This is a genomic window from Rhodanobacter sp. C06 (assembly GCF_002001105.1).
Classification (GTDB): domain Bacteria; phylum Pseudomonadota; class Gammaproteobacteria; order Xanthomonadales; family Rhodanobacteraceae; genus Rhodanobacter_A.
Genome location: NZ_MUNP01000067.1, coordinates 37,875 through 63,524 on the forward strand (window position 1 = coordinate 37,875; position 25,650 = coordinate 63,524).

At 69.6% G+C, this 25,650-nt stretch carries 23 protein-coding genes; 18 read left to right on the forward strand and 5 right to left on the reverse strand.

Going from position 1 to position 25,650, the window contains the following annotated elements:
* Nucleotides 1–3 precede the first annotated feature (3 nt).
* The 7 genes from B0E52_RS14415 to B0E52_RS14445 are packed head-to-tail and all read left to right on the forward strand — an operon-like array spanning nucleotide 4 to nucleotide 7,198.
* Nucleotides 4–957 (forward strand): hypothetical protein, encoded by a 954-nt coding sequence (locus B0E52_RS14415; protein WP_077484918.1) that lies wholly within the window; start codon nucleotides 4–6, stop codon nucleotides 955–957.
* Nucleotides 944–1,876: a GNAT family N-acetyltransferase gene (locus B0E52_RS14420; protein ID WP_077484961.1), complete on the forward strand. Its 933-nt coding sequence runs from the start codon at nucleotides 944–946 to the stop codon at nucleotides 1,874–1,876. The genes B0E52_RS14415 and B0E52_RS14420 overlap by 14 nt, the downstream gene beginning before the upstream one ends.
* Complete coding sequence (locus B0E52_RS14425) at nucleotides 1,876–3,003, forward strand: DegT/DnrJ/EryC1/StrS family aminotransferase (RefSeq protein WP_077484920.1); 1,128 nt, start codon at nucleotides 1,876–1,878, stop codon at nucleotides 3,001–3,003. Before B0E52_RS14420 ends, B0E52_RS14425 begins: the two co-directional genes overlap by 1 nt.
* Entirely contained in the window at nucleotides 3,000–4,253 is a 1,254-nt protein-coding gene (locus B0E52_RS14430; RefSeq protein ID WP_077484921.1) for an O-antigen translocase, read from the forward strand. The genes B0E52_RS14425 and B0E52_RS14430 overlap by 4 nt, the downstream gene beginning before the upstream one ends.
* Complete coding sequence (locus B0E52_RS14435) at nucleotides 4,250–5,191, forward strand: glycosyltransferase family 2 protein (protein ID WP_174575574.1); 942 nt, start codon at nucleotides 4,250–4,252, stop codon at nucleotides 5,189–5,191. The genes B0E52_RS14430 and B0E52_RS14435 overlap by 4 nt, the downstream gene beginning before the upstream one ends.
* Entirely contained in the window at nucleotides 5,188–6,375 is a 1,188-nt protein-coding gene (locus B0E52_RS14440; RefSeq protein WP_254426817.1) for a hypothetical protein, read from the forward strand. Before B0E52_RS14435 ends, B0E52_RS14440 begins: the two co-directional genes overlap by 4 nt.
* Nucleotides 6,362–7,198 carry a Wzz/FepE/Etk N-terminal domain-containing protein gene (locus B0E52_RS14445; protein ID WP_077484923.1) on the forward strand — a complete coding sequence of 279 codons (837 nt, stop codon included), beginning with the start codon at nucleotides 6,362–6,364 and terminating at the stop codon, nucleotides 7,196–7,198. Before B0E52_RS14440 ends, B0E52_RS14445 begins: the two co-directional genes overlap by 14 nt.
* Before the next feature lie 182 nt (nucleotides 7,199–7,380).
* On the opposite strand, the gene B0E52_RS14450 is transcribed toward B0E52_RS14445, so the two are convergent.
* Complete coding sequence (locus B0E52_RS14450; RefSeq protein ID WP_077484924.1) at nucleotides 7,381–7,911, reverse strand: nuclear transport factor 2 family protein; 531 nt, start codon at nucleotides 7,909–7,911, stop codon at nucleotides 7,381–7,383.
* Between the two features lie 387 nt (nucleotides 7,912–8,298).
* On the opposite strand from B0E52_RS14450, the gene B0E52_RS14455 reads away from it, so the two are divergent.
* The 8 genes from B0E52_RS14455 (at nucleotide 8,299) to B0E52_RS14490 (ending at nucleotide 17,041) form a co-directional block, all read left to right on the forward strand.
* Nucleotides 8,299–9,102 (forward strand): class I SAM-dependent methyltransferase, encoded by an 804-nt coding sequence (locus B0E52_RS14455; RefSeq protein ID WP_254426818.1) that lies wholly within the window; start codon nucleotides 8,299–8,301, stop codon nucleotides 9,100–9,102.
* A 267-nt stretch (nucleotides 9,103–9,369) separates the two neighbouring features.
* Entirely contained in the window at nucleotides 9,370–10,596 is a 1,227-nt protein-coding gene (locus tag B0E52_RS14460; protein WP_077484927.1) for an amidohydrolase family protein, read from the forward strand.
* 5 nt (nucleotides 10,597–10,601) lie between these two features.
* Complete coding sequence (locus tag B0E52_RS14465) at nucleotides 10,602–11,342, forward strand: class I SAM-dependent methyltransferase (protein WP_077484965.1); 741 nt, start codon at nucleotides 10,602–10,604, stop codon at nucleotides 11,340–11,342.
* The gene (locus B0E52_RS14470; protein WP_077484929.1) at nucleotides 11,339–12,847 is read left to right on the forward strand and encodes a cobalamin-dependent protein; all 1,509 of its coding nucleotides are present in this window, start codon (nucleotides 11,339–11,341) and stop codon (nucleotides 12,845–12,847) included. The genes B0E52_RS14465 and B0E52_RS14470 overlap by 4 nt, the downstream gene beginning before the upstream one ends.
* A 3-nt stretch (nucleotides 12,848–12,850) precedes the next feature.
* Nucleotides 12,851–13,987, forward strand: coding sequence for a glycosyltransferase family 4 protein (locus B0E52_RS14475; RefSeq protein ID WP_174575575.1), 1,137 nt, complete (start codon nucleotides 12,851–12,853; stop codon nucleotides 13,985–13,987).
* Entirely contained in the window at nucleotides 13,984–15,084 is a 1,101-nt protein-coding gene (locus tag B0E52_RS14480) for a glycosyltransferase family 4 protein (RefSeq protein ID WP_077484930.1), read from the forward strand. The genes B0E52_RS14475 and B0E52_RS14480 overlap by 4 nt, the downstream gene beginning before the upstream one ends.
* A gap of 17 nt (nucleotides 15,085–15,101) precedes the next feature.
* Nucleotides 15,102–16,199 (forward strand): acyltransferase, encoded by a 1,098-nt coding sequence (locus tag B0E52_RS14485; RefSeq protein ID WP_168174200.1) that lies wholly within the window; start codon nucleotides 15,102–15,104, stop codon nucleotides 16,197–16,199.
* On the forward strand, nucleotides 16,196–17,041 hold the full coding sequence (locus B0E52_RS14490) for a class I SAM-dependent methyltransferase (RefSeq protein ID WP_139351703.1): 846 nt from the start codon (nucleotides 16,196–16,198) through the stop codon (nucleotides 17,039–17,041). The genes B0E52_RS14485 and B0E52_RS14490 overlap by 4 nt, the downstream gene beginning before the upstream one ends.
* A 10-nt stretch (nucleotides 17,042–17,051) precedes the next feature.
* Here the strand turns inward: B0E52_RS14490 and B0E52_RS14495 are convergent, their stop codons facing one another.
* From B0E52_RS14495 to B0E52_RS14510, 4 genes are read right to left on the reverse strand one after another with little or no spacing between them, the layout of a single operon-like run.
* Nucleotides 17,052–17,984, reverse strand: a complete 933-nt coding sequence (locus B0E52_RS14495) for a flavin reductase (RefSeq protein WP_077484935.1) — start codon at nucleotides 17,982–17,984, stop codon at nucleotides 17,052–17,054.
* Nucleotides 17,985–17,986: 2 nt separating this feature from the next.
* A complete protein-coding gene (locus B0E52_RS14500; protein ID WP_077484937.1) occupies nucleotides 17,987–18,616 on the reverse strand; it encodes a methyltransferase domain-containing protein in 630 nt (209 codons plus the stop codon).
* Between the two features lie 26 nt (nucleotides 18,617–18,642).
* On the reverse strand, nucleotides 18,643–19,872 hold the full coding sequence (locus B0E52_RS14505; protein ID WP_077484938.1) for a nucleotidyltransferase family protein: 1,230 nt from the start codon (nucleotides 19,870–19,872) through the stop codon (nucleotides 18,643–18,645).
* Between the two features lie 2 nt (nucleotides 19,873–19,874).
* The gene (locus B0E52_RS14510) at nucleotides 19,875–21,359 is read right to left on the reverse strand and encodes a radical SAM protein (protein WP_077484940.1); all 1,485 of its coding nucleotides are present in this window, start codon (nucleotides 21,357–21,359) and stop codon (nucleotides 19,875–19,877) included.
* A 219-nt stretch (nucleotides 21,360–21,578) separates the two neighbouring features.
* Here B0E52_RS14510 and B0E52_RS14515 point away from each other — a divergent pair, with 219 nt between their 5' ends.
* The 3 genes from B0E52_RS14515 to B0E52_RS14525 all read left to right on the forward strand — a co-directional run bounded on the left by B0E52_RS14515 (nucleotide 21,579) and on the right by B0E52_RS14525 (nucleotide 25,375).
* Nucleotides 21,579–22,604 carry a serine kinase gene (locus B0E52_RS14515; protein WP_254426819.1) on the forward strand — a complete coding sequence of 342 codons (1,026 nt, stop codon included), beginning with the start codon at nucleotides 21,579–21,581 and terminating at the stop codon, nucleotides 22,602–22,604.
* Between the two features lie 181 nt (nucleotides 22,605–22,785).
* Nucleotides 22,786–23,403, forward strand: coding sequence for a peroxiredoxin (locus tag B0E52_RS14520; RefSeq protein ID WP_077484943.1), 618 nt, complete (start codon nucleotides 22,786–22,788; stop codon nucleotides 23,401–23,403).
* A 223-nt stretch (nucleotides 23,404–23,626) separates the two neighbouring features.
* Nucleotides 23,627–25,375: an ABC transporter ATP-binding protein gene (locus B0E52_RS14525; RefSeq protein WP_139351704.1), complete on the forward strand. Its 1,749-nt coding sequence runs from the start codon at nucleotides 23,627–23,629 to the stop codon at nucleotides 25,373–25,375.
* Nucleotides 25,376–25,650 lie beyond the last annotated feature (275 nt).

Consider the following 25,650-nt stretch of genomic DNA (forward strand, 5'->3'; position numbering starts at 1 on the left):
CGCATGTCCGCATGGAGCAAGCAAGGGCTGGTATTCGACACCGCGCGGCAGGGCGTGGGCGGCTGGATGCGTCACTCGGCGCTCACGCCCACCCCGTATCGCCTCGACGACGAGCTGATCCGCGTCTATGCGGGGTTTCGCGATGCCGAGGGCGTCAGCCGCATCGGATACGTCGACGTGCGAGCGGACGATCCCGCGGCGGTCGTGCGGGTCAGCGCCGAACCGGTGCTCGACATCGGCCGGGCCGGCTGCTTCGACGACAACGGCATGATCCTGGGTGACGTGGTGGACGCGCCAGGCGGCCTGCACCTGTTCTATGTCGGCTTCCAGCGCGTGGCCAGGGCCAAGTTCCTCGCCTTCAGCGGTCTGGCCGTTTCGCGCGACGGCGGCAACTGTTTCCGGCGCGTGCAGGAAACCCCGATCCTTGATCGCGCGCCCGGCCGCAGCAGCATAGCCGCGGTGCATACGGCCATGTACGAAGACGGCCGCTGGCGGCTGTGGTACGCGGTGGGCGACGACTGGGAGACGATCGGCGGCCAGCCGTTTCCGCGCTACCACATCCGCCATGTCGAAACGGGCGATCTCGCGGTGATCCCGCGCGAAGACCGGGTCTGCCTGCGTCCGCAGGGCAGCGAATACCGCATCGGCCGGCCGCGCGTCTATCGTCGCGACGGCGGCTACGTGATGCTCTTCACGCGGGGCAATGTCACCGGCGAATACTTCCCCGGTGTCGCCACGAGCGACGACGGTATCGCCTGGGAACGCCACGACGAGATGCTGGGCATCGCGCTGTCCGCCGACGGCTGGGATTCGCGCACGCTCTGCTATCCCGCGCTGATCCGCCAGCGCGACAAACTGCTGATGTTCTACAACGGCAACGACATGGGGATGGACGGCTTCGGCGTGGCCGAGGCCGACGCGATCCATTTCGACGGTGGCGCGCATGTTCGCGGTTAGGCCCTATGCCGCGGCCGACGCAAACACTTGGGATGCGCTGGTCGAGCGCTCCCGCAACGGCAACCTGCTGCACCGGCGCGGCTACATGGATTACCACGCCGACCGCTTCGTCGACCAGTCGCTGATCGTCGAGAAGCACGGCGAGGCGGTGGCGGTGTTTCCCGCGAACATCCAGGACAAGCTGGTGACCAGCCACGGCGGCCTCACGTACGCCGGGCTGATCAGCACGGCCGCTGTGCGCGCCGAATCGACGCTGGCCGTGTTCGGGCAGATCGCCGACCACTACCGCGCGCTGGGCGTGGAGCGGGTGATCTACAAGGCGGTGCCGCACATCTTCCACGCCTGCCCGGCCGAGGAGGATCTGTACGCGCTGCATCGGCTGGGTGCACGGCTGCGGCGTCGCGATCTCTCCTCGGTCATCGCGCTGCGCGAGACGTTCCACTTCACGCAGGAGCGCCAGCGTGAAGTGAACAAGGCGCGCAAGTCCGGCATCGACCTCCGGACCGGCGTCGATCCGGCGGACTTCCACGCGCTGCTGACCTCGGTGCTCCACCAGCACGACACCCGGCCGACCCACAGCCTCGCCGAACTGCGCCTGCTGCAGGCGCGCTTCCCGCAACACATCGTGCTGCACGAGGCGCGCCACGAGGGCGCCTTGCTGGCGGGGGCGCTCGTCTACGACTTCGGACGGGTCGTGCACACCCAGTACCTGGCCGCTTCGGAGGAGGGGCGACGCCTGAACACGCTCAGCCTGCTGCTGGCGGAGCTGATCGGCGGCGTCTACGCGAACCGCAGCTATTTCAGCTTCGGCATCTCGACCGAACACGAGGGCAGGGTGCTCAACCGCGGCCTGGTCGCGCAGAAGGAACGCTTCGGCGCACGCGCCATCGTGCACGACTTCTACGAGTGGCTGCTGTGATGGACACCCGGCTGAGGGAAGTGCCGTTCCTCGACCTCAGGGACGTCCATGCGCGCTACGCCGACGAGCTGAAGGCGGCGGCCGCGCGGGTGATCGATTCGGGGCACTACGTGCTCGGCGAGGAACTGGCGGCCTTCGAGCGCGAGTTCGCGGCCTGGTGCGGCGTGCGCCATGCGTTGGGCGTGGGCAGCGGGCTCGATGCGCTGGCGCTGATCCTGCGCGGCTATCTGGGGCTGGGTGTGCTGGCCGAAGGCGACGAGGTGATCGTGCCCGGCAACACCTTCATCGCCAGCTTCCTCGCCGTCAGCGCGAACCGGCTGGTGCCGGTGCCGGTGGAGCCGGATGCGGCGAGTTTCAACCTCGACCCGGCCTGCGTGGCGGCGGCGATCGGGCCGCGCACGCGCGCGATCATGGCCGTGCACCTGTACGGTCAGCTGGCTGACATGCCGGCGCTGGTCGCGCTGGCCAGGCGGCACGGCTTGCTGCTGATCGAGGACGCCGCGCAGGCGCACGGCGCGACGCGCGACGGGCGCAAGGCCGGCGCGTTCGGCGACGCGGCCGCCTTCAGCTTCTACCCGGCCAAGAACCTCGGCGCCTTGGGCGACGGGGGCGCCGTCGTGACCGGCGACGCGCGACTGGCGGAGCGTGTCGCGGCGCTGCGCAACTACGGCTCCGACACGAAGTACCACCACCTGTTCCAGGGCGTCAACTCGCGACTGGACGAGATCCAGGCCGCGCTGCTGCGGGTGAAGCTGCGCCATCTCGACGAGGATATCGCGCGGCGCCGGCGCGTGGCGCAGCGTTATCGCGAAGGTATCCGCCATCCGCAGATCGGCTTGCCGCAGGTGGCGTGCGAGGAGCGGCACGCCTGGCATCTGTTCGTGGTGCGCTGCCATCGCCGTGACGCATTGCAGCGACACCTGCAGGCGCAGGGCGTGCAGAGCCAGGTGCATTACCCGGTGCCGCCGCATCGCCAGCCGGCGTACGCCGAGCTGCGCGAGGCATGGCTGCCGCTCACCGAATGTCTGCATGAGGAGGTGCTGAGCCTGCCGCTGGGGCCAAGCCTCGGCGAGGACGCGGTGGCGCGCGTGATCGCGGCCTGCAACGCGTTCGAGTGCCCGCCATGAACATCGTGCGCGCGGGCTTCTATTCCTCGATCGCCACCGCGGCACGGCTGTTGGCGGCGCTGGTGGTGATCAAGCTGGTGGCGTGGCTGGCCGGGCCCGCGGGGGTGGGCAAGCTGGGCCAGTTCATGAGCCTGATGTCGTTGCTGGCCGTGCTGGCCGGCGGTGGCATCAGCGCCGGCATCGTGAAGTATGTCGCCGAATACCGGGACGACCCGCAGCGCCTGGCGCGCCTGTTGGCTGCCGCGCTCTGGTATGCGTTGTGTGCCTCGGTCCTGATGGGTTGCGTGGCCTTGCTGTTCAGTCGGCAGCTGGCGCTGTGGCTGCTGGACGATCCCGCCTACGCGGGCCTGATCCGCCTGCTCGCCGTGGCCCAGCTCGGCATCGCGCTGGTCAACTACATCCTGGCCGTGATCAACGGCTTCATGGACGTGCGCCGGCTGGCGCTGATCCAGGTGCTGGGCTCGATGCTGGGCACCGTGGCGGCGGTCTGGCTTGCCCGCTGGCTGCACCTGTACGGCGCGCTGCTGGCGCTGGTGCTGGGCCAGTTGCTGTGGCTGCTGGTCGGCCTGCCGGCGTGGTGGCGCAGCCCGTACTTCCGGCGCAGCATGCTGCGGCTGCGCTTCGACCGCGAGATGACGCTGCGGCTGGCCGCCTTCTCGGTGATGACGCTCAGCTCCGCGCTGGTCTCTCCGCTGGTGAACATCGCGGTGCGCGACCACCTCGCGCAGCAGCTCGGCTGGGGGCAGGTCGGCTACTGGCAGGCGGTGAGCAAGGTGTCGGACGCCTACCTGCTGTTCCTCACCACGGCCATCAACATCTATTACCTGCCGAAGCTGGCCTCGATCCGCGAGCGCGGCGCGCTGGTGCACGAGTTGCGCCAGGCGTATCGCCATCTCCTGCCCGCCGTGGTGGTGCTGGCGGCGGCGGTGTACCTGCTGCGTGGATGGGTGACGCGCCTGCTGTTCAGTGCGGACTTCGCGCCCGCCAACGCGCTGTACGGACCGCAGCTGGCGGGCGACGTGGTCAAGATCGCCGCCTTTGTGCTGTCCTACGTGATGCTGGCCAAGGCGATGACGCGGCTGTTCGTGCTCTCCGAATGCGCGTTCGCGGCCAGCTACCTGGCGCTGGTCTACCTGTTCACCGCGCGCTTCGGTCTGGTCGGCGCGATGTACGCCTTCGCGGTCAACTACCTCGGCTACCTCGCCTTCAACGTGCTGGTCGTGCGGCGCTACCTCGGCACGGTGCGATGACGGCCCACGACGCGATGCAAGATACGGCGGCGCCGCTGGTCTCGGTGCTGATCCCCGCGTTCAACCACGAGCGTTACGTGCTGCGCTGCCTGGACAGCGTGCTGGAAGACCCCTATCCGGCCAAGGAGCTGATCATCATCGACGACGGCTCGACCGACCGCACCGGCGCGCGCATCGCCGACTGGGTGGCCACGCATTGCATGGATATCCCCATCGAATACGTTCGGCGCGAGCACCGCGGCATCGCCGCGACCCTGAACGAGCTGGCGGCGCGCGCGAACGGCGAGTTCCTGCGGCCGGGCGCCAGCGACGACTACCTGTTGCCCGGCGGCCTGGTCGCGCAGGTCGACTACCTGCTGGCGCATCCGCGCAAGGTGGTGGTGATCGGCGACTCGGTGGTCGTGGACGGCGACGGGCACAAGCTGCACGACAGCGGCATGTGCGACCTGCACGGCGCCGACAAGAGCCTCTACCACTCCGACGACGGCATCCGCCGCGCGGTGATCCGGCAGTGGGCCATCGGCGGGCCGGTCGCCCTGATCCGCAAGGGCGCGCTGGACACCGCCGACCGCTGGAGCGAAGGCCTGCGCATCGAGGACTGGGACCTGTTCCTGCGCCTGGCGGCCCGCGGCGTGCTCGGTTTCATCGACGTCCATGTGTGCGCCTACCGCCTGCACGACGCGAATGCGAGCCGGACGCGGCATACCGGGGCCCGCATCGCGAACCTGGCCGAGTCGCGGCACGTGGCGATGCTCCGGACCGGGCTGTTCGAGGAGCCGTACCGCACCCTGCTGCGGGCGCAGTCGCATTACATCGACGCCAAGATCTCGTTCCTGGAGCGGCGGCCATGGTCGTTGCTGCATCACTTGGCGGCGTATCTCGCGCTGGCCGCCAGGGCCAGGCTGGCGCCCGCGGGACCGCATGCGGAGGGAACATGAAGCGGCTGCTGCGATTGCCCTCCACCTGGCTGGGGCTGCCGATCCTGTTCGCCTGCGGGCTGACCTGGTTCACCTACGAGCTGCCGGCCGACTACCTCGAAGGCCTGCTCCTGCTGGTGGTGACCGCGTCCGCGATCATGCTGCTCGACGTGCAGGTGGGCGTGCGCATTCCGGATACCGCGCACTTCCGCGCACGCGACTACACCGGTACCCGTGATGCGTTCGTGGCACTGGCCTTCGCCGGCCTGATCCTGCTGTTCTGCCTGCTCGACCTCGCGCTGTTTCCGATCCCGCTGTTCGACAAACCTTCGGCCTACGCCTCGATGGCGGGTGGCCGCGAACATATCCGGCACGTCTCCGACATGTGCTGGGTGCTGCCGCCGATCGGGCTGCTCTGCACGCGGCGCCGCTGGCTGCGCAACCTGCTGATCGTCGTCGGCTTCGTGTTCCCGGTGCTGGTGATCGACCGCAACCGACTGTTCGCCGCGGTGTTCTCGTTCGCGCTGCTGATCCTGCTGCGGCGGGACGAGGCGCGGCCGCTGCCGTGGAAGGCCGTCGGTGCGCTGGCGCTGGCGGGCGTCAGCGTGTTCTCGATCCTCGGCATCGTGCGCTCCGGCACGCTGCAGTACGTCACGCTGCCGTTCGGCGCGATATACCGCGCCGCGCCGCAAGGCATCAAGTGGCTGCTGCTGTACGGCAGCGCGGGCCCCTACAACTTCAGCGCGATGCTGGCCAAGCACTACGTCAACGCGGACTTCCTGATCAACCAGATCGTTCCCCTGCACGGCTCCATCGCGACGGCCGGCACGGGCATTCCGCTCGATGCGCCGAACATCAACGTGGGCACGGAGTTCTTTCCGTTCCTGCTCGCGCTGGGTCCCTGGGGCGCGGTGGCTTCGGCGTTCGCGCTGTACGCGCTGTTGCTGTGGAGCGTGCAGCGGCTGCGCCCGACGGTGCCGCTGTTTTCCCTGCTGATCTTCCTGCGCATGTCCTATGTGTGCGTGATGTCGCCGTTCGCACCGCAGGCCTTCACGTGGACGAACGCCGGCTTCATCGGCATCTGCCTCTTCCTGCAGCTGTTCGCGGCCTGGCTGCCGAACCGAAGGGCAGGGGGCGCCGCGATGGCCGCGCAGGCCGTGTCTTCACTATCTCACCAGCGAGTACGGAACCATGCAACAAGATGAGATCTATCTGGTCGACCTGTGGCGGATCTTTGTACGCGAGTGGAAGTGGTTCGTGCTCGTGCTGGTGCTGACCCTGGCTTGCACCTATGCGTTCGCGCATCTGGCGAAACGGCAGTGGGAGGCGACCGCCTGGATCCAGATCGCGCAGGTCGGGCAGGTGCCGGCCGGTCAGGATCCGAAGGTCGAGCCGCTGCAGCGCGTGACCGAGCGCCTGCAGCTGGTGCCGTTCCAGAACGAGGTCCTGCAGGGCGCCGGCTATGCGCCGACTTCGTCCGTGGCCGGGCTTTATCGCAAGAGCCTGAAACTGGAACCGATGCTCTACGCAGGCTCGCTGGTCAAGTTGACCGTGCGGGCGTATTCGCGGCAGCAGGCCAGCGAGCTGGCCGCGGCGACGGTCGCCCGATTGCGTCTGGTCCACCAAGGTCTCGAGGAGGCGCCGCTGGCGGCGGCACGCGCACGCCTGGCCCAGATCGATGCCGGGTTGCAGGCCGCGCTGTCCGACCAGGCCCGGTATCGCCAGGCGGCCGCGCCGGGAAACGGGAACGGCGCGGGTGGCGAGGACATGGCGAATCCGGTACTCGCGAGCCTGCTGCTGGCCAACAAGGATGACGAGATCCGTGGCCTGCGGCAGGCGAAGAACGATCTCGTCGAACGCCTCGGACCCACCTACACCTACGAAACATCGACGGTGTGGCCGATCTATGTACCGGAGGGACAGGCCTTCCCGAATCCCGCGCTGACCTGGGGCATCGGCCTGCTGCTGGGGATCTTCCTGGGCGTATCAGCAAGCGTTGCGCGCAGCACCGCACGGCGATCTGCATAGGGCTGGCACGGCTACGCCCAGGGAGTAGGGCCGGGTCACCCGATCGCGGGAGGTCGGAAGGCCTGCCGTGCCGAACTTCTCACCACATGGCATCCATCCGGCTGGCGCTTCCGGGCAGGCCGCAACCGCGCTGCGCGAAGCTGCATGAGGCCGAACATGGCTCGAACGGACCCGGGCAATACTCAGCTCCGGTCCACGTAGAAGATGACTTGCTCGCCCTTGATCTTGCCCTGTCCATCGAGCAGGTAGAGGCGCGCCATCGGCAGCGTCTTCGGCGTGCCGAGGCCGAGAAACGCCTTTACCTTTACCGTCACCATGACGAGCGCGTCGCGCTCATCGCCGATGCTCGCGATCACGCGGGCACTACCCGGTACGACGGCCTGCGCGAACCGGACCAGACCCGTCATGTAGTTGTCGATGCCGACGAGATCGGTCGGCGTCATGGCGGGTTGCATGCTCGTTGCGGTGAAGTGGATGTCGCCCGCAAGGCTCTTCCGCGCCGATGCAAAGTCGTGGTTGCTCCATGCCTCGATATGGGCGCGGGCAATGATGACGGCGGGGGAATCCGACTTGGTCGATGCAGGGTCTTGCTGCTCTGGCGCGAGGCCGGCGATGGATGGGCTGCGCTCCGTCATGGCCATTCCGGCGAACGGCGCCAGCGCGAGACTGGCCACTAGCCCTTGCAGGAACCCTCGTCGATCCAACTGGCTCATCGATCCGACTCCCGTCGCCGCGCGCAAGACGTGCGTGCCATCCCATCGATCAATGGTTGCGCCTACAAGAAAGGGTGGCAGGCAGCCGATTCCGTTTCGATGACTCTGCGGTCGGGCGCAGCCTTCTGCTGCAGGGCGGGCACACGCCCCGAAATTTCCGCAGCCACTCAACCAAATCCGCTCGTGGCAGCACCTATCGAGCGGGTCGAGACACATTGACTGCGACGGGCACCGCCGGTCGGCGACTGTCCTTGGCCATGGTGGCGATCAACGAGCTGCGCTGGGTGCAACAGGGATCGACTCGACATGAGTGGACAACACGGGCTTGAAACAGGGTGCCCGGTCGAACCCGGCCACGGTGCTCGCCGGCATCGATCGGGGGCGCCCTTGAGCGAGGCGCAACTGCTCGACACGCAGCGCGCCTTCGACAGCGTGGCGGCCGACTACGACGGTCCCCGCGGCAACAACGAGCTGATCCAGCGCATGCGCGCGACGTTGTGGGATACCGTATGCCGCGAACTTCCCGGTGGCGGACGTTTGCTCGACCTGGGCTGCGGCACCGGCCTCGACGCGATCGAATTCGCGGGGCGCGGCTACCAGGTCGTCGCTACCGACTGGTCGCCGCAGATGGTCGCCCGCACCCAGGTGCGCGCCGCCGCCGCGGGCATGGAGGCGCGCGTCGCCACGGCGCACCTCGGCATCCAGCAGCTCGACCGGCTCGACGACGCGTTTGACGGCATCTACTCGAACTTCGGCCCGCTGAATTGCGCGCCGGACCTGCACGCGGTCGCGGCCGAATGCGCGCGCCTGCTGCGGCCGGGCGGCCGGCTGGTGTTTTCGGTGATCGGCCGGATCTGCCCGTGGGAGCTGGTGCATTACATGCTGCGCGGCCGCTTCCGCCGGGCCGGCGTGCGCGCCGCGCGTGGCGTCACCGCGGTGGGCATGAACCGCCACACGATCTGGACCAGCTACTACCTGCCGCGCGAATTCCACCGCGCCTTCGCCGGGCAGTTCGCACTGGCAGGCTATCGCGCGCTCGGCCTGTTCCTGCCGCCGCCCTACCTGGTGGACTACTACCGCCGCCACCGTCGCCGCTGCGCATGCCTGGGCTGGCTCGACGATCGCCTCGGCGCGCTGCCGCTGTTGCGCGACATGGGCGACCACTTCCTGATCGTGATGCGCAGGCGCTGACGCCATGGGATTAGAGCCTGTTCATGATCTCTCCGTGGCTCGCGTTGCCTTGCCATGGTCGTCAGGTGGTAGTGCGTGGCGCAGCGCCTGCCTGGCTGGCAGGCCAAGCCGCGCGCTGCCGCATGGCGGCCATGGCGAGGCAACCCGAAGGGCCGGGTCTGTTTGCCCACATGCCGGCGTCATCACTCGGTCGTGGACGGACGTCCACTCCCTCCTTCTTCCTTGGCCTGCGCGCAAACAGCTCCCGGCGCGAGCTACGGAGAGGTCATGAACAGGCTCTTGCAGGCCGCGCTGGACATCAGCCTGTGCCGTGCGATCACGGTCGCGCCGGCCGGCATCTCGCACGCGCCGCTGCCGATCCGGGCTGCACGGATCGGCGCCTCGCTGGCCGCGCGGGCCTGGCGCATCGACTTGCGCGACCACCTGATCTTCCCCGGCCTGATCAACGCGCACGAGCACCTGCACGTCAACGCCGTGCCGCCGTTGCCCGCGGATACGCCGTTCGCGAACAGCTACGCGTGGATCGCCGCGTTCCAGGCACATTTCGCCGAGCCCGCCGTGGCCGCCGCGCTGCGCGTGCCGAAGGCGCTGCGGATGCGCCACGGCGCGCTGAAGAACCTGCTCGCCGGCGTTACCTGCGTGGCGCACCACGACCCCTGGCACCCGGCGCTAGATGCGCTGGATTTCCCGGTGGCCTTGCTGCGCGACTACGGCTGGAGCTACGCGCTGGGTTGGCCCGGTTACGGGCCGCCGGTGCCGGCGAGCTTCGCCGCCACGTCGGCGGGGCGGCCTTGGATGATCCACCTGGCCGAGGGCACGGATGCGACCGCGCAGGCGGAGCTGGCGCAGCTCGACCGGCTCGGCTGCCTGGCGGCGAACAGCGTGCTGGTGCATGGCGTGGGCCTGCGCGAGCGCGACATCGACCGCGTGATCGCCAGCGGCGCCGCGGTGGTGTGGTGTCCGACCAGCAACCGCAGGCTGCTCGGGCGCACGCTCGATCCGCGGCGCCTGTGCGCGGCCGGTCGCCTCGCGCTGGGCAGCGACTCGCGACTCAGTGGCGCGCGCGACCTGCTCGACGAAATGCGCGACATCGCCACCCGCGGCGAGCTCGCGCCCGCGCAGATCCTGGCGCTGGCCACGACCGCGGCGGCACGCATCCTGCGCCTGCCGGGGCGTGGCCACCTCGCGCCGGGCGCAAGGGCGGACCTGGTGATCGTCGAGGACCGCGGCGGCGCGGCGCGCAGCCTGACCGACCTCGGGCGCAGCGACATCCGCGCGGTGGTGCGCGACGGCGTGCCGTGCATCGCCGATCCCGATTTCGCCGAATGGTTCGCGGTCGCCGGCGTGGACACCGTGCCCGCGCTGCTGGACGGACGGCCGAAGCTGCTGGCCGCGCCGCTGGCCGAGCCGGACCTGCTTGCGCTCGAGCCCGGGCTCGAACTTGTCGCCGCATGCAACGCGCCCGAGCGCGAGTGTGCCGTGGAAGCGCGATGACGATGATGACGCGCCCGCCGCTGCTCGAACCGACCGAGGCCTACGCGCTGTGGGCAGCGGAGTATCCGGCGCACGCCCACAACCCGGTGATGTGCGCCGAGGAGCGCGCGATGCTCGCGTTGATGCCAGCCTCGCTGCGCGGGCAGGCGGTGCTCGACGCCGGCTGCGGCAGCGGGCGTTATCTGCTGCACGCGCTGCGGCACGGCGCGGCGCACGCGATCGGCGTGGACCTCTCGCCGCCGATGCTGGAACGCGCCGCCGCGGAACTGGGCAGCTTGCGCACCGGCGCACAGGTCTCCCTGCTGCAGGGGAACCTGCTGGCCCTGCCGGTGCCGGACGCCCAGGCGGACCTGACGGTCTGCGGCCTGGTCGTCGGGCACCTCGATGACCTGGCGCAGGCATTGGCCGAGCTGCGCCGGGTGACCCGGCCCGGCGGCATCCTGCTGTGCAGCGACGTGCATCCGATCGGGCACGCGCTGGGCTGGCAGCGCGATTTCAAATCCGCGGGACGCCGCTACGCCGTGCGCCACACGTCGCACCTGTACGGCGATTGGCACGCCGCCTGCGCCGCGCTCGGGCTGCGCATCGAGCAGGTGCTGGAACCCATGCTAGCCCCCGCCGACATCCCCGCCGGCGCGCACTTCGATCCCCGGGCGCTGGAGGTCCCCGTCGCGCTGGTGTTCCGCTTGCGGCGCGCACCCGGTTCCGCCGGCGCCGATCCCGCTTGCACGCAGGCCCGCCCATGACCGCTCCGCGCACCTTGCTGATCAACCCGACCGTCACCTCGCGTTCCAGCGCGCGCTTTCCGCTCGGACTGCTGCAGCTGGCGGCAGCGCTGGACCGCAGCGGCAGCAGCCGCATCATCGACGGCAACGTGGACCGCGACTTCGTCAACGACAGCCTGCGCGCGATGGAACAGGAGCGCTTCGACGCCGTCGGCGTGGGCGTGATGGGCGGTCCGCAGGTGGCCACGGCGATCGCCGTGTCCAAGGCGATACGCGAACATTTTCCGGCGACGCCGATCGTCTGGGGCGGCTACTTCCCGACCCTGCACACGGACGCCACGCTGGCCGCGCCCTATGTGGATTACGCGATCCGCGCGCAGGGCGAGCAGGCCTTGCCCGAGCTGGTCGCCGCGCTCGCCGGCGACCAGCCCGCGCTGGAGCGGATCGCCGGGCTGTCGTGGAAACGTGCCGGCACGGTGGTGCACAACCCGGCGCGGCCCATCATGCGCCACGACCCCGCGGGGTTGCTGCCCTACGACAAGCTCGGCGATCCGCGCCGCTACCTGGCGCGCACCTACCTGGGCCAGCGCACCGTCGCCACCCAGGCGGCGATCGGCTGCCGCTACCACTGCACCTTCTGCGGCGTGGCCGCGATGTTCGGCGGTGCGACCCAGCTGCCGGCCGCGGCACGGCTGGAACGCGAGCTGGCGTATTTCAAGCACACGCTGGGCGCCGATGCGGTGCAGTACTTCGACCACAACTTCTTCGACCGCGAGGCGGACATGCTGCCGCTGCTCGAGGTGATGGCGCGGTTCGAGTTGCCGTGGTGGTGCTACGCCCGTTCCGACGCGCTGCTCAAGCTCTCGGAGCATGCGTGGAAACTGGTGCGCCGGAGCCGGCTGCGCATGGCCTACATCGGCGCGGAATCGCCCAGCGGCCAGATGCTGCATGACATCCGCAAGGGCACGCGGCCGGACCAGACCCTGGAGGTGGTCGAGCTGTGCCGCCGCCACGGCGTGATCCCGGAGTTGTCGTTCATGGTCGCGCCGCCGGAGCACACCGAGGAGGAGACCGAACGCACGTTCGAGTTCATCCGCGAGATGAAGCGGATCAACCCGCAGGCGGAGATCATCATCTACATCTACACGCCACTGCCGGAGCACAGCCGCCACGAGAAGGACCGCAGCAAGCGGCCGGGCGCGCCGCTGCTGGACCTCCACGGCGAGCCGGTGGTGTTCCCCGCGACGCCGGACGAATGGGCCCAGCCGCGCTGGGTCGATTACGCCTGCCACATGGATGCGCCCTGGCTCAGCGACCGGCTGCGCCGCCGCATCAACGACTTCGTCACCGTGCTGCGCTGCCGGTATCCCACGGTGCAGGACTTGCGCGCGCCGCCATGGGCCAAGCGCAACCTCAGCGCGATGGCCGGCTGGCGCTACCGCTTCCGCCGGTACGACCGGCCGTGGGAGCTGAACCTGGCGAACCGGCTGGTGCGCCTGCGCATGCCGCAGGTGTCAGGCCTGTAGGTCGTGCCGGTGTACGTGGCGCAGATCAATTTCCTGCCCGCCCCCCCCGGCTTGGGCCTCGCGGCCCTGCTCGAACGCTGGCCGTCGCTGGCGGACATCGCGGAGCTGGTGGCGGGCGCCGGCGTCCGGGTCACCGTGCTGCAGGCGGCCGCGCATGCCGAGCGCCTGACGCGCGCCGGCGTGGACTACCGCCTCGTCGATCTGCGCGGAACATGGACGGTGCAAGGCCGGGGCCGCCGTTTCGCCGATGCGCTGGGCGGTGGCGACATCGACCTGCTGCATGCGCACAGCCTGGCCTGGGTCGACGATGCGTTCGCCGTTGCCGGCAACCTGGCGCCGGGATTGCCGGTGGTTCTGCAGGACCATGCCGATCGACTACCGCGCTGGTGGCGGCGGCCGCGTCACCGTCGTCGCTTCGCGACAGCAGCCGGCGTGGCCTTCACGGCAGTCGAACTTGCGCGGCCCTTCGTCGCCGCCGACGTATTCGACCCGACGACGCGGCTGTTCGCGATCCCCGAATCCAGCAGCCGCTTCACGCCGGGCGATCGCGCGCGCGCACGCGCAGCGACCGGTGTGCACGGCAATCCTTGCGCACTGTGGGTGGGGCGCCTGAACCGCGGCAAGGATCCACTCACGGTGCTCGACGGCGTCGCGCTGGCGGCGGAGCGCATGCCCGGCCTGCAGCTGTGGTGCGCCTTCGGCGAGGCGCCGATGCTGGCCGAGGTGCGGGCGCACATCGATGCCGATCCGCGGCTGGCCGGGCGCGTACACCTGCTGGGCAAGGTGGCGCATGCGCAGGTCGAGACGTTGATGCGCGCCGCCGACCTGTTCGTCTCCGGCAGCCGCGCCGAGGGCAGCGGCTACGCGGCGATGGAGGCGCTCGCCTGCGGACTGACGCCGGTACTCACGGACATCCCGGCGTTCCGCGCGCTGACCTGCAACGGTCGCATCGGCCGGCTGTGGCCCTGCGGCGATGCGCCGGCGCTGGCCGCGGCGCTGGTCGATGCCGCGGCGAACCGTCCTTCGCCGCAACAGGTGCGCGCGCATTTCGACGAGACGCTCTCGTTCCAGGCGGTGGGGCGGCTCTGGGCCGAGGCCTATGCACGGGTGCTCGACGACCGCCGCGGGAGCGCGCCATGAAACTCGCGCTGGTGGTTCCCGGCGGAGTGGATCGCAGCGGCGAGTTCCGCGTGATCCCGGCCCTGCTGGCGCTGATAGTGCGGCTGGCACGCACGCACGAGGTGCACGTCTTCGCGCTGCACCAGGAGGCGGCGCCGGCTTGCTGGGAACTCGCCGGCGCACATATCCACAACATCGGCGAAGGCCGGACGCGGCTGCGCGCGATCGCGGGGATCCGCGCCGAGCACAGGCGAGCACCGTTCGATGCGATCCACGCGATCTTCTCCGGCTCCTGCAGCCTGGTTGCCGTGGCGGCGGCGAAGCTGTTGCGGCGGCCGAGCCTGGTGCATGTCGCCGGCGGCGAGCTGGTCGCGTTGCCCGCGATAGCCTACGGCGGCCGACGCACGTGGAAGGCGCGGCTGCGCGAAGCGGTGGTGCTGCGCGGCGCCGATGCGATCACCGCCGCCAGCGCGCCGATCCTCGAGTCGCTGCGCGCGCTCGGGCTCGAAGCCCGACGCGTACCGCTGGGCGTCGACCTGCTGGCCTGGCCGCCACGCGCGCCGCGCGGGCGCGACAGGGGGCCGGCCCGGTTGATCCACGTGGCCAGCCTCAACCGCGTCAAGGACCAGCCGACCCTTCTGCGCGCGCTGGCGATCCTGGCCGGGGCAGGGCCGGACTTCGAAATGGACATCGTCGGCGTGGACACCTTGCAGGGCGAGATGCAGCGGCTCGCCGGCCGGCTCGGGCTGGATGGACGGGTGCGCTTTCTCGGCTTCAAGACTCAGCGCGAACTGCGCCTGCTGATGGAGTCGGCCGACCTGCTGGTGATGTCGTCGCTGCACGAGGCCGGCCCGCTGGTGGCGCTCGAGGCCGCTGCCGTGGGCGTGCCCACGGTGGGCACGGCGGTAGGGCACATTGCGGAGTGGGCGCCGGCGGCGGCGCTGGCCGTGCCGGTCGGTGACGCGTCGGCGCTCGCGGACGCGATCCGCTGCCTGCTCGGCGACGAGGAACTGCGGCTGCGCCTGGCCGCGGGTGCGCAGCTCCGCGCGCTGTGCGAGGACGCCGACCACACCGCGCGCGCGTTCGAAGCGCTCTACCTGCGCCTGCGCGCCGCATGAACACGCAAGGCACCTGCATGCCTTCGCTGGACGGACTCCGGGCGATCTCGATCCTGATGGTGTGCTACGGGCATCTCTGCGGGACGCGGCGTTTTCCCGTTTCCATCGCACAATACGGCCGCTGGTGCGGCGACGTCGCCCATCTCGGCGTGCTGGTGTTCTTCGTGATCTCCGGTTTCCTCATCACCTCGCTGTTGATGGGCGAGCGCGAGGCGACGGGGGAGATTTCGCTGAAGCGGTTCTACCTGCGCCGAATCCTGCGCATCTTTCCCGCGTTCTACGCGTTTATCCTGGTCATGGCGATCGCGACGGCGGCGGGCGCGGTGCAGTTGAGCGGCCGCGACTTTGCCTACGCGCTGACCTACACGGTCAACTTCGAGTCGGGCTGCTCCCTGCAGATCGGACACCTCTGGTCGCTGTCGGTCGAGGAGCAGTTCTACCTGCTGTGGCCGCTGACCCTGCTGGCCCTGCGCGAGCGTCGCGCCTTGCTCGTCGCGGTCGCGGCGATCTGCATCGGTCCGCTGGTGCGCTGGGGCATCCATGAATGGATATTCCACGTCGATCCGCGTTTCCCGAGCGGCATGCTGACCAGCTTCCCCGCGATGTTCGATTACCTGGCCACCGGTTGTGCATTGGCATTGCTGCGGCCATGGCTGCTGACCCGCACGTGGTACCTGCGCCTGACCGACAGCCGCTGGCTCGTGCTCGCGATCCCCGTGGTGCTGCTGATCAACCGCATGGGCAGCCATCCCGTGGCGATCCTGCTGGGATCACCGCTGATGAACCTGTGCCTCGCCGTGCTGATCGAGTCGAGCACGCGTCATGCGAACTCGCTGGCCGGACGCTTGCTGAACTGGAAACCGATCGTATTCATCGGCGTACTGAGCTACTCGCTGTATCTGTGGCAAATGCCTTTCCTCGACCATCGCTCCGACGTGTGGATGCATGCATTCCCGCAGAACCTGATGTTCGTTGTTCTCGCGGCGCTGTCGTCCTGGTTCCTGGTCGAGCGCCCGTTCAACCGTCTGCGCCGGCGGCTGCGACATGGCAACGAGCTGCCCGCCATCACGCGGACGCGGCACGGGTGCCGCACGGCCACAGGCTCGCTGCGATGAACAGGACACAGGCCGTGGCCGGACTGCTCGGTGACACTCCGCAGCGCGACTACACGGAGAAGCTCCGGCTGTTCAACGCGTTCGCGCGGCCGGAGTTGAGCGAGGTGATCGCCGCGCTGGCTTTGCAGGCGGATGCGCGCGTGCTCGACGCCGGTTGCGACACGGGCGAGGCGGTCGGCTGGTTCCAGGAATCCTCAGGGGATCGCGCACTGGTGGTGGGGATGGACCTTGCGAGCGCGCATGTCCGCGCCGCCCGTCGCAGCGCACCGGCGCAAGCGACCATCCTGCAGGCCGACATGCTGCGACCGCCGCTGGCGGACGGCAGCTTCGACCTGATCTGGGCCGTCAACGCCGTCAACCATCTGCACGATCCGTTCGCCGGTGTGCAGGTCCTGGTTACGTTGCTGCGTCCGGGCGGCCGCCTTGTGCTGGGCCAGAGCTCGCTGGTGCCGGACATGGTCTTCGCGTGGGACGCCCGTCTCGAACGCTGCGTCAACGACGCGGTGCGGACGTATTACCGCGAGCGCTACGGCCGCAGCGAGCGCGAATTCACCGCGGCGCGTGCGCTCGTCGGCTGGCTACAAGCGGCAGGCCTGCCGCAGGTGGCGGTGCGCACGCGGATGATCGAGCGCATCCAGCCGCTCGCGGAGGCGGACGAGCGCTACCTGCGCGACGCGATCTTCCGGGGCACCTGGGGCGAGCGCCTGCGGCCCTACCTGCAGCCGGAGGATTTCGACACGCTGGCACAGCTGTGCGATCCGGACGATGCTCGCTACGCGCTGCGGCGACCGGATTTCCACTTCCTGCAGAGCCTGACGATTGCGGTGGCGACGAAGGCGTGAGCCTGCACGCTCAGGCGGACCGTGCCTCGGCGAAGGGTAAGCCGCGCCGGCGGCGCCAGGCCTGGTGAAAGCCCGCCGTGTGGTGCAACTGGGTGTCCTGCGTCTGGGCTTCCTCGGACACGATGCGGCCGACGAACAGTGTGTGCGAGCCGACTTCCTCGCTGTGCACGATATCCAGCTCGCGGATGCGCAGCGCGGCGGCTACCGCGGGTATGCCGAAGGCACGCGAGCGCCGGACCGGGAAGGGCAGTGCCGCCCAGTCCGCGAGCGGCTGCTTGTGATGCACGCTGAGTGCGTAGACGGCATCCTTCATCGCCGCCGGCATGCAGGAGAGGGCGACCCGGCGCTGCTCACGCATGATCGGCATGGAAACATTGGTGCTGCGCAGAGCGAGCGTGAACAGCCCGCTGCGCCCTAGCGGGCCGATCAGGTCCATCGGGAAGATGTTGTGGTGGTCCGTCGCATCGACGGAGACGAGCACGACCGGCCGCGGGCACAGGTAGGCGATCATCAACTGCTGGGTCGCGGCCGGTGCCATGAGGGAGTGGGACGACGAAGTGTTCTGCTGCATCAGGCGGTTCTGCAGCCAGGCGTTCCATGGACGCAGTGGCCAGGCCAGACAGCGGTGTCCGCCGGCCGCGACGTGATAGAGGGCGAGCGTGCTGCCTTCGGTGCTGACCGTCGTTGCGCGCACCAGGCGCAGTTCCCCAAGCAGCCGGCCGCTGACGCGATCGCGGTACTCGAGAACGGGGTGCGGGCCGGCGTCCAGGCTGGTCGCAATGGTGAGCGGCCGTAGCGATGCCACGGTGTGGTCGGTGGTGACATCCGCGGTGGCCTTGCCCCAGCGCAGGCTGGCGACGACCGTCTGCTGCGGCGGCGCGACGGCGACCACCGACCATTGCGGCAACGGACGAACGAATGGCCTGACCCAGTCCTTCCACATCGTCAGACTCTCCGGAACAGCAGGAACAGGTAAAGCTGGCTCGCGAGCGCAAGGCCGCCGGGCATCCGGCGCTCCAACCGGAAATGCGGCGCCGCCGCCTGCGCCACGACCCGCGGCGTGAAGCGATGGATGCGGCTTTCGCTGGCGATGGCGTAGTGGCCGTGGCGCACGAGGTTCACCAGGTTCGCTCGCCACCAGCGGTAGCGCGCGTCGGCGAGGCAATAGGGGTTGAGCATGCTGGCCAGCACGAAGCCGCCGTGCCGGACCACGTATGACAGTTGCTCGAACAGCGCGGCATGATCCGCGAAGTGATTGAAGACCGCGAAGTTCGCGGTGACCGCCTGCACCTTGCAGGCAAGCGGCGAGGTGACCGCGACGACGGTCTTGTGTTCGATCTCGTCGCGGCAGTGCCGCAGCAGGCAAGCGTGCATCGCCTCCGAAGGCTCGAATACGAAGGTCGGATGTCCGTGGGCGGCATAGGTTTTCGCATCGATGCCGGTGCCGGCGCCGAAGTCGAGCACGGCCGCTCCCGCAGGCAGCAGGTCCAGCGCCAGTTGCTGGAACCTGGCGCGCACGCTTCGGTCCCGCGGCGAGGCCAGCATGAATTCGTGGTACTGCTCGCCGGTGTGCATGTCGTCGATGGCCTTGCGGACGTCCGCTATTCGCTCGCCGATGAGGCGCGCGGCTCCAGCGCCGCGCGCACCACGTACAAGGTGTCCATGCGCGGCACCGGTCGCACGAGCCAGGTCAGCGCGCGCCGGCGCCGGGGCGAGGTGACCCAATCCTGTCCCTGCAGCCAGAGCTGGGTGCGCGCCATGTCGGCGCGTTCCTTGCGGGCTTCGTCCGTGGGCCGCACATGGCGCGCAAGATAGCGCGCGGCCTCGCCGAAAGAGCGCGACCACTCGATGCCGGCGAGCGCGTGCAACCACAGTTCGGAGCACGACACCCGCGTCAGGGTCTGCCGCCGCGAGACCGCGCGCAGCAGGGGAGGGCAGTCGCGTTCGAGCCGCGCGAGCACGGTGTCGGGTACCGCATGCCGGTAGTAGCGCGCGACCAGCCGCAACGGCGGCAGTGCCCACCACGGCGCTTCGTCGCCGTGGGTGCCCCACAGTTCGTTCCAGTCGCGCGCGACCATGCGCGTGGCCAGCAGCGAGATGTCGTTGAGATGCATCAGGCGCAGGCTGCGGCCGCAGATGTTGCCCGCCGCGTGCAGCAGCAGGTGGCTCATCAGCGCGCCGCACGAGGGGTAGTCGTTCAGGCCCGCATGCGGCTCGTGCGGCTGGACCCGCTCGGTGATGTCGACCGCGGCCACCGGCAGCCGCTCCCGGATGCGCGCGTGCAGTTCGATGTTCACCGGCGCATCGTGGTGTTCGCCCAGTCCGGCATGGGGCTGGCCGCCGGCGGGCTTGAACACCTGGTGCTTCCACTGCGCGAACGAGGCCACATAGCCGAGTTCCTGCAGCAGCACGCCCGCGGCCGCGGCGTCGGTTTCGCGCACCAGCAGGTCGATGTCGGCCATCGGCCGCTCGCCCGGCGCGTAGATGCCATCGGCATGCAGCGCCGCGCCCTTCAGCGCGACGACGGGAAAGCCGGCGGCGCGGGCGCCGGCGTCGATGCGTTTGAGCAATTCGATGATGCGGCGATGGCGCTGCTCGACCTGCGTGCGCTGGTCGGCAAGGAAATGCCGCCACGCCGGGTGGTCCCAGGTCGAGTACCGGTCGAGCAGCGGCGCCACGCCGTGAGCGACGGCGGCGGCCGGGGCCAGCGCCCACTCCAGTTCGCTCCACGCGGGTGTCTCGCTGCCCGGTCGCGCCAGTGCCAGCTCGGTGGCGAGCGCTTCGGTGGTGCGGCGCAGGCCGTTCCTGACGATGGCGAGTGGCGGCAACATCGCTATCGCACTTGCAGGGCGATGCCCCGCGGCACGGGCGGCGGCGTCGCATCGTGGTTGCGGTGCGCGTGTTCGCACGCGACCAGCGCATCCCAGCGTGCGGCCAGCGCGGCACTGGCGACACGGTAGCGTTTCGGCGGCGTGCCGGCCTTGGTCTGCTGCAGCACGACCTGCTCGTGCAGCAGATCGCGCACGCTGCGGTAGAACTCCGAGTCGTAGGCACCGCGGAACATCATGGCCAGGTCGCCGCTGTCCCGCCAATGCGTCTTGCGACCGAGCCGGGCCTTCACCAGTTCGTAGAACCGCGTGCCGGGCAAGGGGTAGGACACGCTCACGCCGATGTCGTCCGGCGCCGCTTGCGCGACCAGTTCGCGGGTGGCCAGCAGATCGGCCAGTTCCTCGCCCAGATAGCCGAGCTGGATGAAGAAGCCCACGCGGATGCCGTGCCGGCCCAGCCGTTCGCGCGCCACGATCAGTTCGGTGACCCTGGTGCCCTTGTTCATGGCGTCGAGCACGCGCTGGCTGCCGCTCTCGGCGCCGATCCACGCCTCGGCGCAGCCGGCCTGCGCCAGCGCTTCGGCCATGCGCTCGCTGATCAGATCGGCGCGGGTCTGGATGGTGAACGGCACCGCGCCGTCGCTGGCGCGCAGGTGTTCGCCGAACTCCGTCACCCAGTCGACGCGGAAGCCGAAGATGTCGTCCGCCATCCAGATGTGGTCGGGCCGGAAGGCATGTTTCAGGTGGCTCATTTCCGCCGCGACATCCTGCGGGCTGCGCTGCATGTAGTGGTTGCCCCAGATCGGCTTGGCGCACCAGTTGCAGCGGAACGGACAGCCACGCGACGCGGCCATGTTGAGGCTGAAAAAGCCATGCCGTTCGTGCCAGATCGCGCGATAGCGTTCGATATCGATCAGGTCCCAGGCCGGGTGGCCGACCAGGCGCGGGTCCGGCGGCAGTGCGCCGACGCGCGTCAGCTGCTGCTGTCCGCCCACCTGCGCGGCAACGCCCGCGAGGCCGGCCACCCAAGCCGGGGTAGTGACGTCGGGCGCGCGCTCCAGCCGGCCGATCAGTTCGGCCAGCGTGGCGACGCCTTCGCCGATCAGCACCGCCTCCGCGCCCGCCGCGAGAAAGGCCTCCGGGTGATCGGAAGCGTCGGAACCGGCAACGATCACGCGGGCGCCGGCGGCGCGCGCCTCGGCGATCATGCGACAGGCCGCCTCGCGCATGCGGCCCAGGCACATCTTGGTCAGGAAGTTGAAGTTGTCCTCGTAGAGCACCACCACGTCCGGGCGCGCGCCGTGCAGGGATGCGGCGAAATCCTCGACGCCCTCGGCCAGCATCGCGTCGAACAGTGCGACCTCGTGCCCCAGCCGTCGCAGCAGGGCGGCCACCTGGATCGTGGCGAGCGGAGGATACGGTTTGCCACGCTCCCACTGCTTCCGGTCGTACTTCAGGTAATAAGCGTGGCCGACCAGGATCTTCAGCATCACTATGGCCTCCGGGGGCCTTGGGGACGGGCTGCTGCGGCGGATGACGTTTGCGTTCGAGCCTGCTCTTGCGGGAAGTGAGTGCTCCGTTGCGGAGCTTCGGTTGCCTGCGCGGCGACGAGCCGCGGCAGCGTGATGCGGCCTTGCGCGCGCAACCTTTTTTCGTTGCGGACGCACTCATTCGGCACTTGCCCTGAGCTGCGCGCGACGAGGATGGCCTTGACGATCTCCCACGGCGTGCCGGATGCGGACGCCGACCCTTTCCGCGAGCGCAGCGCCCCCGCGTTCTCCGTGCGCAAGCAGCTCCTGGGCGGCGACTTCCGCTTCGACAGCGCCAGCGCGGCGTTGCTGCAAGTGGTCGACACTGCCTACGCCGGCCTGCCGGCGCATCGCTTGCCGGGGGCCGCGCCAGAGTTCCGCATCGAGCTGCGACTGCTTCCGCGCCAGGCATCGCCGCAACGCGCCGGGCCGCCGCCGGTGCGGATGCAATCCGGCGCGGGCCTGATCTGTGGCGTGATGGACGCGTCGAACTACGTGGTGCTGGCGCCCGCGCAGCAGCAGGCGCTGGTGGTGGCTTCGGAGGACATGCTCGACCAGCCCTACCACCTGCGCTACGAACTCGTGGAATTCGCCGTATTCACCCTGGCGACGCGCGGGCTGGGCCTGGTCCCGCTGCATGGCGCCTGCGTGGGGCGGCAGGGGCGCGGCGTGCTGCTGCTGGGCGCAAGCGGTTCGGGCAAATCGACGCTGGCCCTGCACGGCCTGCTGCATGGCCTGGATTTTCTCGCCGAGGACGCCGTCTTCGTGCAACCGGAAACCTTGCTCGCCACCGGCGTCGCCAACTACCTGCACGTTCGGGCCGACGCGTTGCACCACGTGGACAATCGCGTCGTGCAGGATTGGCTTGAGCGCTCGCCGCGCATCCGCCGGCGCAGCGGCGTGGAGAAGTTCGAGGCCGACCTGCGCCAGGGCCGCGGCCACCTCGCGGCCACACCGCTGGAATTGATCGGTGCGGTGTTCGTCTCCGCCGAGGCGGCCGACGATGCGGATGCGCTGCTGAGTCCGATCCGCGCCGGCGACATCGCAACCCGCCTACGCGTTGATCAGTCCTACGCGGCGACGCAACCGGGCTGGGACCGCTTCGAGCAGCAGCTGGTCCGGCGCGGCGTGCACGAGTTGCGTCGCGGGCGTCATGCGCGTGACGCCGTCGCCGCGCTGCAAGCACTGCTAGTCGGGTCGCGCTGATCGCCACGGTGGCGGGTGGCAACCTTTGTCGCCGGCGGTGGCACCCACCTTACTTCCGCCGGGAGTCAAGTAACTTCCAGGTCGGGACCGACGAACCACCGGAGTGGTTCACCATCAACCGGGCTGGGACCCGGCGCGGGCTGTTCCGTGCCGGACCGATGCCTCCATGCGAGGGTCGCAAATGAAAACACGTCTTGCGGGATCGATGGCCGCAGCTGCGCTGCTGGCGCTGCTGGTGGCGCTGCCGGCGCTTGCCGCGCTCAAACCCGGCGCCACGGCGCCGGACTTCACCGCCGAAGCCAGTCGCGCCGGCAAGGATTTCAGCTTCTCGCTGAAGGAGGCGCTCAAGCAGGGTCCGGTGGTGGTGTACTTCTATCCATCGGCGTACACCGGCGGCTGCGATCTGGAGGCGCATACCTTCGCCACCGAGAAGGCCAGGTTCGACGCGGCCGGCGCCACCATCATCGGGGTGTCCGCCGACAGCATCGAGCGGCTGAATGCCTTCTCGTCCGATCCGAAGTATTGCGCCGGCAAGTTTCCGGTGGCCTCCGATCCCGACGGCAAGGTGGCGGCGTCCTACGATCTCAAGATGACGGCGGAGCAATCCGGCATCAACGACGTGCGCGGCGTGGCGATCGACCATGGCTTCATCTCGCGCACCACCTTCGTCATCGCCAGCGACGGCCGCATCGTTGCCGCGCTGTCGTCGGAGACCGACCATCTGCGGCCCGACCAGCACGTGGCACGGTCGCTGGCCATCGTGCAGGGCATGCGGGCGGGCAAGCAGCCGACGCAGTGACACGGCCCGACCATTGAGCGTTCGTCCGGAAGACAGGGCCGCCACTGCGGTGGCCTTGTTCGCTGCGGTGGTCGCGAGGCGTTGCGCCGGACACGCACAACTTTTGATCCGGCGCTCCGCACTCACCGGCATGCGAAATCCGGCCAGGGAGCCACGCCGCACCAAATCGTCGGGCAGCGCCTGCGGAAGCACGGCTGCCGACAGGCCGCGCGACCCCGCGGCGGTGCCCGACGAACCTTCGATCCTGCATGTCCGCTCGTTGGACCTGTTGCGCGCGCTGCTGCGCACGCTCGCGCACCGGGATCTGGCGGAAACCGCCGTGTACGTCGCCTTGTCGCTGGGCGCGGCCTTCGCCGGCAGTGTGGCAGCGCTGCTGCTGGTGCCGCTGGTGCAGCCCGACCACGCGTTGCCGTTCGGCGGCGCCTTGCTCAGTGCACACCGCAGCGTCGGCGCGCAGGCGGCGGCCTTTGCGGCGGCCAGCGGCGCGTTTGCCTTGCTGCGCTGGCAGGCGGCGCGGATCGGCGCACGACTGGTCGGCCGCTATGGCATGAACCTGCGCCGTCGAGTGCATGCGCGGCTGATCGACGCACCACTGGCGTCGCTGGCCGGTGCGACGTCCGCGGAAATCGCCAACGTGCTCACCCACAACGTCGAGATCCTCGTGCAGGGCTTCAGCGCGCTGCAGCAGCTGCTGGTGGCCGGCATCACCGCGGCGGTCAGCCTGGGCTTCGCATTCTGGGTCTCGCCGCTGCTGCTGCTGGCCGTGCCGGTGCTGGCGGGCCTCGGGCTGGCCGCCTCGCGCGCCTGCGGTCGCGAGCAGGCGCTGGTCGCGCGCCGCTACGTGGCCGACATGACCCAGCTGTTCTGGCACAGCGAGGATTTCCCGCGACGCCTGCGCCACGTGCGCTCGTTCGAACGCGAGGATGCGGAGAAGGCGAGTTGCAGTGCGATTGCGGCCCGCCTGGGCCAAGGCTATCGCCGTCAGCTGGAGCTGGTGGCTTCCGGGAGACTGGTGCTCGAATTGCTGGCGACACTCGGCATCGCGGCGCTCTTCCTGCTTGCCGATCGCTGGCGCGGAGTGGACCGGGCCGCGCTGATCGCCGTGTGCCTGCTGCTCGGGCGCCTGCTGCCTTACCTGGTGGCGACGCGACAAAGCTTCCAGCAACTGCGTTCGACCGCCCCGGCCTTCGAGCTGTGGCAGCGCTACATGCGCCTGGACGCGGACCGCACGTCTGCGCCCACGGTGCCGCTGCGACCGGTGGACGGTGACGGCGTGTTGCGCATCGAGCGGATGCGGCTGACCCCGCCGCGGGCAGGCCTCGAGGTCGGCGAACTGGTGCTGGCGCCCGGCGAGCTCACGCTGATTTCCGGCGATTCCGGGATCGGCAAGAGCAGCCTGGTCGACGTGCTGGCCGGCATGGCGACGCCCGAGGTCTTCGTGGCGCGCCACGACAACCGGACTATCGATTTCGACGCCTATCGCGAACTGGTGCGCTTCGGCGCCTACGTCAGCCAGAACGTGCGGCCGTGGCAACGCTCGGTGCGCGAGTGTCTGCGCTGGGCGGCGCCCGATGCCACTGATGCACTGCTGCGCAGCGCGCTGGCCGATGTCGGCCTCGACCGGCGGCTGGCCGACTCGCCGCACGGACTCGACATCGCGTTGCACAGCGCGTCCAGCCGGCTTTCCGGCGGCGAACTGCAGCGGCTTCTGCTGGCCCAGGTGATCCTGCGGCAACCGCGCCTGGCCGTGCTGGACGAGGCCACCAGCGCGCTCGATGCCGCCGCCGAGTTGGCGGTCCTCGCCGCGTTGAAGCGCCGCCTGCCGCGGACCAGTCTGGTCGTCGTGTCGCACCGGCCCGGCGTGGCGGTGTTGGCGGATCAAAGCCTGACGATAGAAAACGGCTTCCCGGCGTCAGTGACCGGGAGCGCCGTCCTGCGCTGCACGGCATGGAGACAGGCCCGCAGCGCCTGAACCAACTATCAAATTGCACACACTCTTTACCTGAGCAAGCCGATGGAGGCAGGTGATTAGCAGGCTGTTGAGAAGCACCGTCTCGCGCCACTCTCGATAGCCGCGATCTATGCATGACGGTCGTGATGGTGGGCGCATGGCGCGTTTCCCCGCCCTGCGGACGCACGTCTCCCACCGTTGCTCATGTCGGCGACGGTTCCCACCACTCGCCGATGCCACCGAGGCGGATCAGGTTGTAGGCGGCAAACGTCCAGGTCACCCAACCGCGCACTGCG

Bases quoted from the DNA above. Each gene is read 5' to 3' on its own strand.
- B0E52_RS14415 (WP_077484918.1), top strand. From the start codon at position 4: ATGTCCGCATGGAGCAAGCAAGGGCTGGTATTCGACACCGCGCGGCAG.
- B0E52_RS14420 (WP_077484961.1), top strand. From the start codon at position 944: ATGTTCGCGGTTAGGCCCTATGCCGCGGCCGACGCAAACACTTGGGAT.
- B0E52_RS14425 (WP_077484920.1), top strand. From the start codon at position 1,876: ATGGACACCCGGCTGAGGGAAGTGCCGTTCCTCGACCTCAGGGACGTC.
- B0E52_RS14430 (WP_077484921.1), top strand. From the start codon at position 3,000: ATGAACATCGTGCGCGCGGGCTTCTATTCCTCGATCGCCACCGCGGCA.
- B0E52_RS14435 (WP_174575574.1), top strand. From the start codon at position 4,250: ATGACGGCCCACGACGCGATGCAAGATACGGCGGCGCCGCTGGTCTCG.
- B0E52_RS14440 (WP_254426817.1), top strand. From the start codon at position 5,188: ATGAAGCGGCTGCTGCGATTGCCCTCCACCTGGCTGGGGCTGCCGATC.
- B0E52_RS14445 (WP_077484923.1), top strand. From the start codon at position 6,362: ATGCAACAAGATGAGATCTATCTGGTCGACCTGTGGCGGATCTTTGTA.
- B0E52_RS14450 (WP_077484924.1), bottom strand. From the start codon at position 7,911: ATGAGCCAGTTGGATCGACGAGGGTTCCTGCAAGGGCTAGTGGCCAGT.
- B0E52_RS14460 (WP_077484927.1), top strand. From the start codon at position 9,370: ATGAACAGGCTCTTGCAGGCCGCGCTGGACATCAGCCTGTGCCGTGCG.
- B0E52_RS14465 (WP_077484965.1), top strand. From the start codon at position 10,602: ATGACGCGCCCGCCGCTGCTCGAACCGACCGAGGCCTACGCGCTGTGG.
- B0E52_RS14470 (WP_077484929.1), top strand. From the start codon at position 11,339: ATGACCGCTCCGCGCACCTTGCTGATCAACCCGACCGTCACCTCGCGT.
- B0E52_RS14480 (WP_077484930.1), top strand. From the start codon at position 13,984: ATGAAACTCGCGCTGGTGGTTCCCGGCGGAGTGGATCGCAGCGGCGAG.
- B0E52_RS14485 (WP_168174200.1), top strand. From the start codon at position 15,102: ATGCCTTCGCTGGACGGACTCCGGGCGATCTCGATCCTGATGGTGTGC.
- B0E52_RS14490 (WP_139351703.1), top strand. From the start codon at position 16,196: ATGAACAGGACACAGGCCGTGGCCGGACTGCTCGGTGACACTCCGCAG.
- B0E52_RS14495 (WP_077484935.1), bottom strand. From the start codon at position 17,984: ATGTGGAAGGACTGGGTCAGGCCATTCGTTCGTCCGTTGCCGCAATGG.
- B0E52_RS14500 (WP_077484937.1), bottom strand. From the start codon at position 18,616: ATGCACACCGGCGAGCAGTACCACGAATTCATGCTGGCCTCGCCGCGG.
- B0E52_RS14505 (WP_077484938.1), bottom strand. From the start codon at position 19,872: ATGTTGCCGCCACTCGCCATCGTCAGGAACGGCCTGCGCCGCACCACC.
- B0E52_RS14510 (WP_077484940.1), bottom strand. From the start codon at position 21,359: ATGCTGAAGATCCTGGTCGGCCACGCTTATTACCTGAAGTACGACCGG.
- B0E52_RS14520 (WP_077484943.1), top strand. From the start codon at position 22,786: ATGAAAACACGTCTTGCGGGATCGATGGCCGCAGCTGCGCTGCTGGCG.